The sequence below is a fragment of the Candidatus Hydrogenedentota bacterium genome, from assembly GCA_019637335.1.
Classification (GTDB): domain Bacteria; phylum Hydrogenedentota; class Hydrogenedentia; order Hydrogenedentales; family JAEUWI01; genus JAEUWI01.
In genome coordinates, this window is sequence record JAHBVV010000032.1 from 45,128 (window position 1) to 60,561 (window position 15,434).

Sequence of the window (15,434 nt, forward strand, 5' to 3'; positions counted from 1 at the left end):
CAACCTGGCCGCGTGGCGTGGCCTGCGCGCGCGCAGGCCCCAGGCGCCGGGTGGCTTGCCACCGTCTTCGGCCGTCGTCGTCGGGTCTCACCCCGGCACGGGCCCGGCGCACGGCGGCCGGAGGCGGTGGGTGCGCCCGCTTCCCCTCCCACCGGATCGGTCCCGAGTCCGAGGGGTCTCCGGGGGCTTCGGTTGGCCCGCAGGGCCATCGGAAGCCCGGGTTATGCGCGCCGGCGCGCTCGGTGGCGACGGAGGAGCCTCGGAGCGCGGCCCGTGTTGCGTCGCGCTCCGGTCCGCGGTCGGCTCGTCTTCGGAGTATCCGAGAACTCGCCAGTCGAGCACCAGGTCGATATCCTCGGAGAAGCGCTCGATGAGTCCGAAGGCCTTGCATAGACTCGTGCCGCCTTTGAATGCAAGACGGTCTTTCCAGGCGCATTCCGTAAAGAGGTAGTCCAGTATCCAGCAGACCCAAAAGTCCTTCTCCGCGATGGCGGGATGCACCCCCATCTCCGCGGCCGTTTCCTGGAAGAGGTCCCGGCGCGCATGGTTCGGGCAGCGCGCCACATCACGCATGGGGCGTTTCCTGCCGCGCCGCCAGGCGTTTGACCGTTTCGTAGACCCATGTCGTGGCATAGCGTGCTTCGCGCAGGGCCCGGGCGCGATCCTGCGCGCTCAGCTTGGAGCGAAGATGGTCCAATACCTGTTCATCCACCTTGTCTTCGCCGAGGGCCTTGAGCGCCTGGACCATGAGGGCCGTTTGGGGGGAGAGGCCCGCCATTTCCTTGTTCGCGCGGTGTTTCATGTGAACACTGCCACCTTCCCAGGTATAGCGCTTTGTCGGACCATCGCTGAAATACTGCCACCGGGCGGGCACCTGCGTGGACAGGCCCAACAGATTGAGGGCCGCCTCACCGGTAGGGATCAGCGTCCATCCGTGCGCGCGGGCAATGGCGCGCGCCACGGCATCCGGATCGGGACGGGACGGGCCATTCCGAACCGCGCTGTGGGCTGGGTAGTCGTACACGCCACGAAGGGGCCGTCGCAACGTGCCGGCATTGGCCAGCCGAAGCAGGGACTTCTTTGCGGCTTCGTAATTGGCAAGATCGAGGAAGTCTTTCGCGGTAAAGGCGCTTCCCCTACCGGATCCTTGAATTCTCGCAAGTATTTTCTCTTCATTCGTTGGCATGGCGTTGATACCTTGCTTCTGTCCCGAATTCTACCTATATTTCGGGACAAGATCAATCGGCAGATACCTCAAGCATGAGAGATGGCCGCGCCTGTAACTTGCACTCTTCTCTGAACCTGTACCCCGGTCATGTGACGCATTTACGGATTTGCAGCGGCAAACCCGTATGGGCAGCGTACAGCTACAAGTATTGGGGACCAACGTTCACAGGGGTCACCCTGTGTTGGGTACACCGCGCGGGAGCGCGCGAACACCGCCGAACGCGGCGCCGCGCGTCCCTCCAGGAATCTTTGCAGCAATCGAGCTATCAACAGCGGACGGGAGCGCGTCAAGAAACGGTCTGGATTCACGGATCCAGATGCCCGAGTTCCACCAGGGTGGTTCCGAGTTCCCGGAGCAAGGTCTGGTTCTCGCGCACCCAGTCCCAATGTTCCTTGGTGCTGGCGATGGGCCACGCCGGCCGGTCGTTTTGAGTGGAATTGGCGATTTCGTGCAGATACCGGAGACCATCTTCCGTCGGTTCCAGGGCCTTGTGGCCGGCGATGGCGCTGAAGGAGAGCGGGCGTGTTTCGGTCCGGACGCGCTGCCACTGGTATACGAAGGGACGCGGGGTCTGGAGGGACATCGCCGCCTTCGTAACGAAGGGCTCCAGTCGCTTGAGGGTGTCCGGGGAGCTGGCCCTGGCCTTCAGGGCGTCCGCCTGCATGCGGTCGCGCAGGTGTGATTCCTCGGCCATGAGCGCCTGCAATTGCTGTTCTCCCCGGGCGCGAACCAGGGCCTGCTCCGCCTCGGCCAGCTTTGCCGTGACTTCCGCCTCCGCCGCTTTCCGGGCGGCCTCAACTTGCGTGGTTCGGTCCTGCGCATCCGCGTAATTCAGGGCGTCCACCGCCTGCTGGAGGGTCGATTCGCCGCGAACGCCCCGCTGCTTCGCGGTGGCGAGCATGGCTTGCATCGCGGGCACGGTCTCCAGGTAGGGCTCGAGTGTGCTCTTGACGCGGTTTTCGAGCGCCGCGAGGCGGATGGAGAGCTCCGGGTCCGGCGTACCCGCGATTGCTCCGCTGTCAATGATCTCCTTCGCGGGCCCGGTCAGGGCGTTGAGTTCGGAGGTCATGACTTCCAGGGAGCTTTGCGTTACGGCCTTCATCGTTTGGACGTAGGATCGAAACGACACCACATCGCCTTGTTCCGCGGTGAGAAAGCGCCCGTCTTCGGTGGAGAGGAGGGCGAGAATTTCGGCTTCCCACTGCCGGTGCAGCTCGCCGAGCGTTTCCAGGTCGCCGCGAATCCGCGAGCCCGTATCGAGGAGCTCCATATACATGCTTCTTGCGAGCGAGAGGGCCTCCTGCTGCTGGTTTCTCTCTCGCGCCGCCGCAAGTTTTTCCAGATCGCCCGACGTGACCGGAGCGGTCGGCTTGGAACAGGCGATGGCGGTGAAGGACAGCATTACAGCGGCCAGAATGGTGGGAATACGATCGCGATTCATGAACAGCTCCCTCATCTCGTTCGGAGACGCATGTTGGTTGACACCCGGTTGGCGCCCGTATTTCCCGGAAGCGGGAAACGCGGGCTACGACAGCCGGAGGTGTGGATTCTCGTCATCGAATTTCTGTATTCGCGCGTCCAGCCTTGCGAGCACGGATATGGCGCGTTCGTCGACTTCTTCCGGAGACACGGCGGCCTCGGTGGCGGATGCGACGCCGATCTCCTCCAGCGAGGGCCACGGCAACACATCGCGGCGCTGTTGAAAGTCGAGCCAGCGCACGGGATGGAACATCTGGACCGCGAGCGTTGCGCCGCCAAACTGGGTGTATCCGCTGCCGGAACGAACGTCCATATACGCCTGCAGGGGGTGGTCCGTGACGCGGAGCATGTCATTGGTTGTCACCCTCGGCTTAATCACATGGGACCAGCGGTCGAAGTATGGCGCGTCGGGCAAGCCGTCCCGCGCCAGCGCGTACGAGCCCGAGCGGATGTAGGCGAGCTCATCGCCGGAGCGCTTCGCGAAGTCGGTCATCTCCTTGCAATCGGAGAAGGAGAAGTAGAGTTTGAGGCGGGTGTTCTGAAGCACCGTTGAACGGAGGTCGTACGCGGGCGTCTTGAGATCGGATATGGATTGGTTGGAGAGTATGGCGGAGAGGCCGAATCCTCGGGCCTGCTGCAATATGACGTTGAAGCGGTCGCCGGCGAGCTTCTGAAATTCGTCGACGACCAGGTAGGACTGGCGCAACGGCACACGGAGTTTCGCGCGCGAGCGCATCGCGGAGAAATAGGAGAAAAGCGCCAGATTGCCGATCTCGCGCGCGATGATACTGCTTTCCACCGTGGGCAGCCAGAAGTAGACGACCTGCCGCTTCTCCACAACCTGGCGCATGGAGATGATCTCGGATTCCGGAACGTCCGGCGGCGGTTTGAGTTGTTTGAACTCCGTGAGCCCGTACAGGGTGGCCAGCAGCTCGAAGGCCTGGTGCCGTTCCTCCTGGGTCCGCATGCTTGCTTTGGACACGCGGTCGCACAGCTCGTCAAAGGTGCTGGCGTCTTCCGCGCGCAAGACCTCGTGCAAAAGCATGAAGTTCTTGCGGCTGTAGTAGGATCGGCCGTATCCGGGACCGTGATTCAATTCCAGGGCGTCGAGCAGAAGGTTTGCCAGGTCGGAAACATAGCGATCGGAGTAGGTCATGTCGCCGAGCGGGTTGAAGTAATGGGTCGCCATCCCTTTCTCCGAGGTGAACAGGCGAAAGCAGTCGTTCAGCGTTCGCCCCTCGCGCTCGGCCTGTTTTCTGACCTCTTCCCGCACGGTGTGCAGCAGCGCGTATTCGCCCTTGAGGTCGATGATGACGATGGGGGGCATGCCGCCCTCCTGGTTTTCCTCGTCCTGCGGGCGCGACCGGATCAGCTGGACCAGAAGCGAGAGAATGCCCAGGGATGTCTTTCCCGATCCGCTTCCGCCGGCGATGTAGGCGTGTTCGGCGAGAATGTCGCGGTGCAGGAGCAGCGGGAAGCCGTTGGTCGCCTCCAGGCCCATGAAAAGGTGGTCGGACTCCCGAATTGGGATATCGGGGTTGCCCGGTTCATAGGCAACGTGCCGGGAGTTGCGCAAGCGGTCCACAAACCATTCCCAGGGGCTGCGTGTATCCTCGGTGGCGGCGCGCGCGCCCATCCTGTCACCCAGGCGCAGCACGCTGTGAACGGTTCGCTGTCCCGCCGATACAATGAACAGGGCGGGTAGCAGCAGGGCGTTCAACAGGGCCACACCAAAGCTGGCGGCCACAGTGGCCGGGTACTCCGTCAGATTACGAACAGCCATTTCCATCCAGGAAGTCGTCGAGTGCGAATACCAGGCGGCCGCGAAATCATCAAGTTCGGGCTCGGCGTTCGAAACCTGTTCCGCGAGTTGATTCATCTCTATGTCTATTTCAATCTTCTTATCGAGGTCCGCACTCGCGCGCGCGATGCGCAAGCTGTCCAGGCGCTCCAGTTGCCTTTGTGACTCGTCTCGATCCGGGAGCGCCGCCCAATTCAATTCGGGCATCTTGTCGCTCAAGAATTCGCGCCCACCCCTGTCGTCGTAGGCCATTCCTCGAAACATTTCCGTGTACTGGCCGCGAAAACCGGGCATATCCCAGGCGAAGAAGAAACTGGTCCCAACGCAGAACGAGAACAGGAGGAGGAGGAGGCAAAGCGTGGCCATGCGCCTTCGGACGAGGTAACTCGTCTGGGGCGTCCAGACGCCTGGCATGGGATGGGGGAACTTCCTTCCGTACGTGAAGTATTCGGTGAAGAGGTAGAACAGGGTATTCATCAGATACCGAAGCGTGATTGACCGGTCTGAGGCGCGGAGCGCCCGAAGCGGGCCCCGGAGTATGCTGTACAGGAGGACGCCGTATATGAGCGCGAGTATGAGAAACGGGGACTGGCTGGTTCCCAACACCAAGAGGACATACACCGTCAGGACAGTGCCCAGGTCAATGCCCGGCCAGGGCTGTTTGAGCGCTTCCATCCGCTCGTCATTCCGAAGGCAGGGGTGCGAATTCATGAATCCGACCGTGAAATCGAAGAAGTCCCGGGCGACCATCCTGGTGACCAGAACCGCCGGCGCCCCGACCGCGATCACCGCGAGGTAGGAGTAGTCGAGCATGTCGGCTACCAAAAAAACTGTCGCGGCGAGCAGGGAGAAGAATATCGCCAGCGATATCTGGATCTGCCGCCGCCGCAAGAGCAGGATGCTCTGACCAAAGAAGAAGTCGGGGAGAGCGAGGATTAGGATGAGCGTAATCGCGCCAGTGACAGCAAGGCCGAAGGCCATGTAAAACGCCAGCACGGCCAGCATGATGGAAGCGTATTTCAGATAGGGGAACACGCTGAAGATTGAGAACAGGGGCGGGTCGAAATAGTCCTCGCGAAAGGCGAGTTCCATATCCCGCAGTTGTTCTGGCGGTGGGAGCCGTTCAAAGTTGTATTCGATGGGTGGACGCGAATAGCGGAGAAGGCTCCGGCGCAACGCGTTGGCGGCGTAGGAGCCGACGTTAAACAGGTCATCAATCACGAAGCGCCACTCCGATTTCGTTCAGGTCCGGCGTGACCGCAATACGGACGTGCCCGAGCCGTTTCAGTTTCAACGCCTGGACGCGCTCTTCCAGCCGCTTTTTGCGTTCCGGTTTGCTGACAACCAGGAGGTTGCCATAGCGGGCATGCTCCACGTACTCCCCGAGAGCCGGTATCTCCGCGCATTCCAAGAGGTCTTTTCGGGTTTCGCGCAGCGCATACCCGTCGTCAGAATGCGCGCCGAGCAGGCGTATCCGGTATACACGCCGTTTTCCCGCGATCTCGATACAGTACGGGCAGTCCTTCGCCTTGAGCGGGTGGTCAAACAGGGTTATCAGGTGATTTTCTTCAAGGCGAGAGTAACGGTCGGAGGACATGCAGCATAGCCAGAGAACCCGAAACGAAAGTTCCAGCGAGTTCTCGTTGAGTTTCTTGGCCCGCTTGGGGGAAAAACCGGCGTGCGCCGCGCCCTGGGGAGTGAGCTGATAGGCCGTGTGCCCGCCCAGAATACTGCCATAACCCTCGGCGCGCCCCAGCGACTTGACGAGGTTTCTTGACCTGAGATCGCGAAGCGCGGCGGAAACGTCACCCCGGCCGTCAAAGACCTTCTGCATGATCTTCAAGAACGATATCCTGTATCGGCCTATGTGTTCCGCCATCAGATCCGGCAGTGTCTTCTCGGCTCCGTTCGTCACCAAATCTCGTACGAAAGTCCTATGCGCTGGCAGTAGGTGTGAAATGAACGCAACTTCTCTACCCTATATGCGCCTCCGAATTCAATCGCCGTTCGCCTCGGCCGCGTCACGATGGCGTCGGGGAGGTGCAGTTTTTCCCGGGTCCGGGCGCCTTTTCCGCGCTCCCGGAGCTTTTCCTCCGAAATCCAATTCCCGGCGATTGCTGGCTCCAGCATCCGTTTTCTCAGAAAGACGGCGGCCATATGGAGGTCGTGGGTGCGCTCCGTCGGGCGCGGATGGCGTCCGCCCCAACCACCGTATAGCCGGCCGGATTTCCGGGTTGCGATAACCGCCGTGTGGCGGATCGGGGGAAGCGCCCAGCGCTTTCCAAGCCGGTACGCGAGTTCGTCGAAATCCGGGGTAGGGGCCCCCGGGCGCCAGTGCCCGATCGGGGACTCCAGCGAGAGTTCGGGGTGCGCCAGCATATCGAACGTATGAATACTGCCGGCCAATTCGAGTACTTCCAGACGCCTGACCGCCGCACGACGGCCATGGCGAAGTCCACTCCACCAGGTGCGCGTGATTTGTTCAACCGTAAGGACTCGCACGCGAAGTGTGAGAGCGTCGAGGATTTCATTGTCTCGGCTTGTAATCGCGGGCATGCCGGTTCTCTCTCCGCTCAAACCACCTCCTCAACCACCTCTTGACTGCCTTTAGGTGGGTTACAGAGGTGGGCGCGGGGTCAGCTCTAACACCAAGGAAGTAGGGGACTTAAGATAAACTGAACGGACGCCGCTGCGCAAACGTATTGGGACGACGGGATTGTGGGTTCGCGCGGTGGCCGGAGCGTCCAGCGGAGGCCTGGCGACGCCACCCGTTCAGGGGGGCGTCGCGGCGCTGCACCCCGCCCCAGCGGGGTCAGCGCCAGCGCGAGCGGCCCAGCGAGCGCAAGGCCCGTCCAGGGCCGGGAGCCCTCGCGCCCAAGCGCGAGGCGACTACCGCGCGTTCAGCGCGGAGGCTCCGTTCAGGAGCCCGGCGACGCCGGACGTTCAGGAAGGCGTTGCGGCGCTGCACCCCGCCCCAGCGGGGTCAGCGCAGGCGCGAGCGGCCCAGCGAGCGCAAGGCCCGTTCAGGGCCGGGAGCCCTCGCGCCCAGGCGCGAGGCGACTACCGCGCGTTCAGCGCGGGGGCTCCGTTCAGGAGCCCGGCGACGCCGGACGTTCAGGGAGGCGTTGCGGCGCTGCACCCCGCCCCAGCGGGGTCAGCGCAGGCGCGAGCGGCCCAGCGAGCGCAAGGCCCGTTCAGGGCCGGGAGCCCTCGCACCCCAGTGCGAGGCGACTACCGCGCGTCCAGCGCGGAGGCTCCGTTCAGAAGCCCGGAAGAGGGGCGGCCCGGGAACGGGCGAGGGGCGTGACAGCTTCGCTGGCGCGAGCCTCGCTTCCGGGGCGTGGCTGCCAGGAATAGAGGCCGAGCGACTTCCGGGCGCGGAATAAGGGAGGCCTCGGGGTGGGGCCGAGTCGACAGCATGTCCTGACCAGGGCGACGGGTCGGGAATGCCGAGAGCTCGGTGAGAGACCGGTTGAGGATTTTCCGCAAGGCGGAAATCCGAGCCGGGTTCGACCCGTATACCCGCCGCGCGCGCCGCGTGCGTCCGAGGAAAGGGCCGCTGCGCGCCCGCGCAGCCGGTGGGGATGGGTCGTGGCGGGTGTGGCGTTGGCCGGGGCGGGGCCATGCCGGAGGCGCCGGACCGGAGGGAGGGGCGCGAGCGGAGGTCCGGCGTCGCAGGCCGGGAGAGCGGGCGAGCGATGTCCCTGCCAACGGCGGGGAATCGCGAGCTGGCGAACCATGGACACTGCGCGCGCGAAGCGCGCGTCCCTGGACGTATCGGGGATGGGTTGCGGGGTGCAGACAGCCCACGGCAAGCCGCAGGCTTGACGTGATCGGCTTGCGAGCGATCAAGCGATGTCCTGACCGAAGGTCGGGAATCGCGAGACGCGAGCGGCAACAGGGCCGGGCCGAAGGCCCGCACCGAGGAGGGGCGGCGTGGGGCGTCCCGCGCGAAGCGGATGGTGATCTCTTCACCGTCCGCGTGCGTCATGGACACTACCGGGCCACAGGCCCGGACGATGTTGGGGGGTGGCGTGGGGCGCCCGCGCAGGCGGGCGGTGATCGGTCCACCGCCCGTGCGCCAGAGACACGGCCGGGCCGCAGGCCCGGACCATTTGGGGCGCGGGTGGCGTATGTCAGTTCAGGTGGAGTTGAGGAAAGCCCCGTTGGCGTTTCTCCCGCTCCAGGGCGTGCATCAGCTGGAAAGCTTCGCCGGCTTCGAGCATCCAGAGGCTGTCCAAGTCCCGCCGAAGGCGCGCGAGGCGCAAGCCCTGGGCAAGGTCAAGGTGAAGTTGAATAAGCATGGTGGCGATGTAGGCAAGCTGCGCGGGTGTTGGGTTCATGGAGTTACCTCAGAAGGGTTGCTAATGGCCTGAGAATCTCCCACATGACGCGATCGTTGTCGAGGGGTGCTCCGGGGACAACTTCGGATGTCCGAAGTTCCACGGTTACCTGAATATTCCGGAGCACGCAGTTGGCTGGAGCGGTTGAAGCGAAAGGTAGAGAAAACAGCCTGCCTAACTCGTGCAATCCGCCACTCCAGGCTCATAGAACGATAACAGTCTCTCACGGATTTCGCCTGGAATATCTCGGACGCCTGCACGTTCGGGCGAAAAGTATGCTAAGAGATCTTGTATGGACCAAAAACCGTGTCGGCCACCGTCGCTCCAAGATTGAAGTGCAGTTCGGCCGATGAATCCACGTGCAAAAAACGCAAGCAACACCAATGCTCCAAGGGCGGTTAGCTCCTTAAACCCACTTTCAATCCCAGGCGAATTTTGACAACGCCATGGATACCAAATGACTATATCACCGAGACGTGGCAACTCCGTCTTGTTTTCTGTGCTCTGTCCGATCAAGCGAAATCTGATATTCTCGTTCGGACCAATCGTCATGCGGATACCCATGTCCTTGTAAAGCTCTCCTGCTTGGTATTCTTCACCAAACCCATCGCCCTCTTTGAGAAGATCCAGTAACATTCTATTGGCATCTCTAACGGCGCTCTCTTCAATCACTAAACCCTCGCCAGAATCGCGGGTGCCCCCGTGCAATCCAAGTGATTGCCTAATCTGGTCACAGTATTGACGCCAATGAGAATCAATCTTTGGGCGCCGGGCCATTAGGTCCTTGATAGACTCACATTCATTTGCAAAGAATTCGAAGACTCCATCGACCACACATCTCGCATTAATCTCAACGTCAAGTACAATATTATGAAATCGATCTTGTGGATGTCTTGACGTAAGTATCACATGAGGAGTTATGTGTTTCGAAAGTAAGCAACGAATAGTCTCCCTTCGCAGTGCACGAGACCCGCCTGAGTCCCCACCCCGTAGAGCAATGCCTTCCGTGGGCACGCCCCACATAAGGCGACGGGAAAAACGAGGCAGCTTGGTCTGAAACTCTCGGGGTGCCACATCGGAAAGATCAGCAAAACACCGCCAACAGAACATGACGAGCCAAGACAGTCGGTCACAATATTTTTGAGCAAATGGTTTTCGGGATTCGGAGTTTTCCGGGTTAGAAAGCTCGGCAATCTTGCCTAACTCTTCGCCTCTGATCCACATTAGAGACGCGGCGCAGAGTCGCATAAGCATGGGCTCTATGAACTCTTCTCGACGGGTTTTTCCGAGATCATCGCGCTCAATACACTCCTTCGCCTGCTCACGAATCGCCTCAATCAAAGACTCCAGTGCGTGGTCAGAAATTGACAGCCGACGCAGTTCGTCACGAAGACGAGCCTCGACTTCTGAATCATTCTTCGTAAAGAACTCCTCACCACGGTCCCTGTTCCCTTTTTCCTGCTCATAACAATACACTCGTGCAGACAACCAGAAGTCACGAGCAGTTATCAGTCCCGGTAAAACGAGTTCGACAGGAGGGTTCTCTACGCCAATCTGGCGGAGCCGCAATAGCCATCGTTGAATCGGCCATATACTCGCGAATTGAGTACCCGTATCCAACAGCGCGAAAACATGGGGCAGGGCTTGGTAGGTATTGTCGAGAAGAATTCCATCCGGGTGCCCACTAGCGGTATCCTCAGCGACTTTGCTAACCAGCGGAGGTCGAACATTTGGCGCGCTGGCTAATTCGAGGATGCGAAAGACAAGATCCTTCGCAAGTTCGCGTGACTCTTCCGTGGCCGCTTCGTAATACAACGTATTTTTAAACAGCGCGAGAATGTCTCGTACTCTTACAGATCGCCCTTCACCCAAATGGCGCATCAGTGTTATCACGGTCCGCAAACTGGGAAACGATACGTCGTCTATTTTGGCCAGTGTTTGCTTTTGCAGCTTTCGAATGTCAGCCTCAAGTATCGCATTACTTAATTGTTCGCCTCCCGGAGAAGACCTCAAATAGTACCTTCTAATGACTTCCGAAGCATCACTAAACATTTCTATGCAAACTAACGCTTCACCTCGGTCCGCGAGGCCAAAACGTCCCGCACGGCCCAACAAATTGTGATACTCGTTCGGTTTCAGCCAACGCTTTGGAGAAATATCATCACTGTCGTAATCGACTCGGGGCCACTTGAGGTCCGCGAGGATTACGCAATCAACGCTTAAATTCACGCCATACGTCAAAGTTTCGGTGGTGTATATGATCAGACCGGCTTTGGAATCGTGACGTTGAGAGAAGTGATGCTCAATGGATTGGCGAATCTCTCGATGGGTATCACTAACGTGTACATATATTCCCTGCTCCGCAAGGTCTCGAAATAATCGCTCTTCCTTCTGATCTTCCATATATCTCAGGGCGAGTTCGAACCCTTCAGGCAATCGCCTCTTATTATTTTTGCTTGACGCACTTCTCGCTCGGAGGTGCAAATCGGCTAACCGACGCGTACCAAAGGACGAGTTGACGCATACAAGGACAACACCGTATTCAAGGCTCTTCTTCTGCACCAATGGCACAAGTTTTTCATAAAAAGTGCCGTCGTTTTTCTTGACCGTCTCAAAACCTGAGCTAAATGAACGCTTGGTCAGAGTTTCCTGGACCTTGACTATTAATTTTCTTGCCTCAGAAGACTCCAGATGGCGGTCCTTCTCTTCCTTAAATTCGACGATTCTGATTGATTCATCACCGTTTGGCCAAACAAGCTGATGAAGTAAAGGCACCGGCCGCTCAGGCGCGACAATCCTGATAGGAGGGACTTCTCTACTCCTCTTATCTTTATATGTAAGCAAGTTCTTTACAGAGTCTACACTGGCAATCTGCTCGGTGCTGATACCAACAATCCGGCATATCTTCTCTGCTTTTCCGTTAGCATCGAGTATTCGAGCCAACAAAGTATCGAGAACACCGCCCCGTTGCTCATTGGCGAGCATATGGATTTCATCAATGACGACCATCCCGATTCCATTGTTCGCAATCTCACTCAAGAAGAGATCGGCTTTCTCATAGACGATCATCGCGACCTTGAAATCGCCGCTCCGAATACGGCTGTCGTCTTCCGGAAACTCGCCCGAAGAGCGCAATACCCCTCGTTTATCGAGGACCCCGGCAACGCAATATCTATCTATGAATTTATCATAGCGTTCATTAACGAGAGAGCGCGTTGGCGCGATATAGATGACAGGACGAAAATGTTCGACAGCCATGCTCAGGACCAGTAATTCAGCTACGGTTGTCTTTCCACAGCCCGTTGGCCCTCCAAGTAGCACATGAGTGAATTCGCTATTCGCTCCAAAAGTAGGAAACAGCTTGTTTTGCTCGCTTGTAGCCCCTGAACTTCTGAGCTCGACTTGTGGACTCGAAGCGCCTTCGTAATTAAGTGCAGCTTCTACCATACCCCCTGGGTTAGCCGTTTCATCCCAGGCACGTTGATTCTTATCCAGGATTTTACCGACCGACCCAGGGTCGGATGGGATTGCGAGGTGGAGGAGGTCTTTCAGTCTCGGCCGCCGCCCAGGATTCTCATCGACTCCATCCTTGGCAATTCTTCCTCTTTTTTCCAGACCCAACCATTTCGCCAATCCATCAAGAGCAGGGTGATCGGACGTATTTCTCGCCGTGTTCTCTCGCAATTGAAACAAGAAAACTTGACCCAAGTCGGAGTGTGCCATTTCTTCCCACAGCTCTTCAAAAGAGTTTGGAACTGGCTTCGGATCAATGCCTTCCGAAACGAATACCTTGTCGTCAGGATGTAGTAGAAGTACCGCGCCTGTCTCGAGTGCATGGACAACCTTCTCCGCTACATAGCCATATTCTCCCAGTTTCTGCGCTTGAATCTGAGAATCGAGTCGGGCACTCAACAACACGAGGAGAGAGCTTGCGTTGGCACGCTTCCCAGGAAACACGTAACGTGCCATAAGTTCACAGAGCATGGCGGCCGATTTGCCCTCTATCTGGCTATTGGCAACCTCTTCTGCTTTGACACTCTTGGACTCAAAATGCACCGCTACTGTTTTTGCAAGATGCTCTACTGACGTGTTTAGAAAGGAATCTTTGAAAGGTTTATTTGTGTTTAAAGGAGAGTCGTTCCACCACAATCCCGCTTCGCCATCACCCTCATAGACAAGTACAGTCTCTACTTTTTCGGCTTCATCACGGTCATTAAGAACGACCAGCGGAAATCCTAGCAAAAATGGGGTTGTCGCTTTACTGTTCAATGATCAGTACCTTCACGGTTTGAGCGGAATACTCAATTGCTGGTGAGTCAACAATCCGAATGGCCACATCCACGGCACCACGAAGCTGAATACTTTCGGAGATGCTACCGTCGTCGCACTCGATAGTAAGACGTTGCGAAGGCGCGACACACTCAAAGACGACGGAAATGCTGGTTCTTGGAGATTCTGCAAACACGCTGATACGACCCACGCCATCTCCATCAAGTGTTACATCGACATGACCCCCGTCTTTCAACTCTATTGTTTCTGCAATACCGCCACTTGATGCTGCCAACCTAAGAGACTTCTCAGGCCTTGATAGTTGTTGTGTCACCGCAGGCTCGCCGCCCTCGGTTTCGACCGGCCAAGACCCGTCATTGTCACCCTTCTTTAGTCCTTGGTGTTCGCTCCAGAGTGCGCGAGCATCGACGACATTGGGTTCTTCGGTCATTTCCGTATCTCTTATCCCCCCGGACATCAACTTAATTGCCGCGTCTCTGTACGGTGTATCACAGATCTGCACATATTCCTGATACATACGAACCACGGCCCCGTCATCCACAGATATGGAGCCAGTAAATGAAGCGATGGTGTCCGCATTATGGGCAGCGCCGTATGAGGCATACCGCCAATGAACGAGCGCTTCGAGCTCATCTTCCTCGAGAAACCCCACACCTTTCATAAGCAGTGATCTGGGCACGGGGTGTTCCATTCCCATAGCGGCGAAACCGGCGAGGTGATGTGGCCGGTCCCCCAGAAGAAAGTCATCAAGGGTTGCCAGTTCGGGGCAGTAGGCAACCGGTACGACTTGAACTAACTCGTCCTCCTCACCGGGAGTCGCGAGTATCAAGTACCCATCTGGTATGGGCACTACCTTGCGATTATCAATGGGCCATGGAGACCACAGGGTTCCCATCACCATCGGGATTTGTGGTTGCGATGCTCTTCGGGCCCTTGCATTTCGAATCTCAATCAACCGATCCATATCCGCAAGAAATTTTTCTTCCGCTTCTTTATTGAGTGGGGGAGGAGACACTGCTTTAGATTCAGCTGCCTCTTCGTCATCTGCGATGGTAAGCAGAAACAAGCGCAGGTGCTTTGATAAGCATTCCTCCTGATCTGCCACAAAGAAACGGAGCGACTTAACGCTATCAAAGTCTTTCAAGATCACGTCGGCCAAATAGGATTGCGCAAGGCCCGGATCGGACCAGTCAGGTTGTATCATAACAGTGCTTGCTTTCCGCAGAAGCTACGTTTGTAAACTTGATGACTACATCTAAGCATTACTTGCGCCGTTTATCCGGGTTGAGGGGTATTACTCTCAAGCAGCAGCTCCATCGGACCCGCATAGACGGCAGCAAGTGCTGCCTTGAACAACTCTTCGTCATCACATTCTACCTTCAGCTTTGCCAGTTTCTTTTTTACTCTTCCAAAAGCATCCGACACACGCTGTGCGTTCCGGGGGCCATCAGGCACTCCACTGGCGGCACACCATGCAATAATTCCTCTAGCGCTCAGATTGTTTTCGCGACCCGCCCAGACGTATCGCTCGGCGAGGGTCATGGTGCTCCAGATACGAGTCTTCCAAGCTTCGAGTTCCTCTACGTCTATCAGAGATTGGTCCCGCTTGCCTATAGTATCCTGCCGCGTAAGACCAGACCCGTCCTCTTCGCTGACGGGCTCGTCCAAATCAACTTGTGCCGCTCGTGAAGGAAAATGCAAGCCCGGAGGCATAAGAGCTACAAGTGCATAAGCCAGGGTACTACGGTTAACCGCTCCAAGTGTCTCGACCACATGACGACCGATACGCTTCAAATCTTCATTGCGCAATATAGGATCGTCAAGTTTGGAGTCCTCCCCGTAAAGGACTAGCCTTATAACGTCAAAATCTTCATCCAGGTGGGTCGAGGTCTGGTTCACACAGAAAACAAACCGGTCCCTAATCGCTTCCGCCACAGTATTCACATCGTGGTTGGAAATTCTCGAGAGCCCCAGCTCTTCCTGGAGTGGGCCCAAGCGCATGTAGAACTTCCCACTCAATTTCCCCTGGTTTTCCTGGTTGAGATACTGCCGCCACAACAGACGAATGCCTGGAACTGGGTCCGGACAATCTATGAGCTCTTGGCGTTTGCGATCACTCTCGATATATTCCCAGAACCCACTCAACAGACCATCGGGATCTTTCAGCCAAGCCAGTCGACTACCCACACTCTGCCTCAAGTGTTCATTCAATTTGCGCACATCCGGCTGCGGTTCTGCTCCGGAAAAAAGAGAATGAACCATGTGGCAAACTTTGATTGGGAGACGTGCCACT

The 15,434-nt window shown here is 57.9% G+C and carries 10 protein-coding genes; all 10 read right to left on the reverse strand.

The window, feature by feature from the left end; genetic code table 11:
• Positions 1 to 87: 87 nt before the first annotated feature.
• Positions 88 to 573: a nucleotidyl transferase AbiEii/AbiGii toxin family protein gene (locus KF886_23460; protein ID MBX3180319.1), complete on the reverse strand. Its 486-nt coding sequence runs from the start codon at positions 571 to 573 to the stop codon at positions 88 to 90.
• Positions 566 to 1,186 carry a hypothetical protein gene (locus tag KF886_23465; GenBank protein MBX3180320.1) on the reverse strand — a complete coding sequence of 207 codons (621 nt, stop codon included), beginning with the start codon at positions 1,184 to 1,186 and terminating at the stop codon, positions 566 to 568. The genes KF886_23460 and KF886_23465 overlap by 8 nt, the downstream gene beginning before the upstream one ends.
• A gap of 346 nt (positions 1,187 to 1,532) precedes the next feature.
• Positions 1,533 to 2,669: a hypothetical protein gene (locus tag KF886_23470; GenBank protein ID MBX3180321.1), complete on the reverse strand. Its 1,137-nt coding sequence runs from the start codon at positions 2,667 to 2,669 to the stop codon at positions 1,533 to 1,535.
• Between the two features lie 84 nt (positions 2,670 to 2,753).
• Positions 2,754 to 5,729, reverse strand: a complete 2,976-nt coding sequence (locus KF886_23475) for a type IV secretion system DNA-binding domain-containing protein (protein ID MBX3180322.1) — start codon at positions 5,727 to 5,729, stop codon at positions 2,754 to 2,756.
• Positions 5,722 to 6,351 (reverse strand): hypothetical protein, encoded by a 630-nt coding sequence (locus KF886_23480; protein MBX3180323.1) that lies wholly within the window; start codon positions 6,349 to 6,351, stop codon positions 5,722 to 5,724. Before KF886_23480 ends, KF886_23475 begins: the two co-directional genes overlap by 8 nt.
• Positions 6,352 to 6,419: 68 nt before the next feature.
• Positions 6,420 to 6,914, reverse strand: coding sequence for a hypothetical protein (locus KF886_23485; protein ID MBX3180324.1), 495 nt, complete (start codon positions 6,912 to 6,914; stop codon positions 6,420 to 6,422).
• Between the two features lie 1,730 nt (positions 6,915 to 8,644).
• Positions 8,645 to 8,851 carry a hypothetical protein gene (locus KF886_23490; GenBank protein ID MBX3180325.1) on the reverse strand — a complete coding sequence of 69 codons (207 nt, stop codon included), beginning with the start codon at positions 8,849 to 8,851 and terminating at the stop codon, positions 8,645 to 8,647.
• Between the two features lie 174 nt (positions 8,852 to 9,025).
• Positions 9,026 to 13,120 (reverse strand): DEAD/DEAH box helicase, encoded by a 4,095-nt coding sequence (locus KF886_23495; protein ID MBX3180326.1) that lies wholly within the window; start codon positions 13,118 to 13,120, stop codon positions 9,026 to 9,028.
• Positions 13,110 to 14,345 (reverse strand): hypothetical protein, encoded by a 1,236-nt coding sequence (locus tag KF886_23500; protein MBX3180327.1) that lies wholly within the window; start codon positions 14,343 to 14,345, stop codon positions 13,110 to 13,112. Before KF886_23500 ends, KF886_23495 begins: the two co-directional genes overlap by 11 nt.
• A gap of 71 nt (positions 14,346 to 14,416) precedes the next feature.
• Positions 14,417 to 15,433, reverse strand: coding sequence for a hypothetical protein (locus KF886_23505; protein MBX3180328.1), 1,017 nt, complete (start codon positions 15,431 to 15,433; stop codon positions 14,417 to 14,419).
• Position 15,434: the final 1 nt, after the last annotated feature.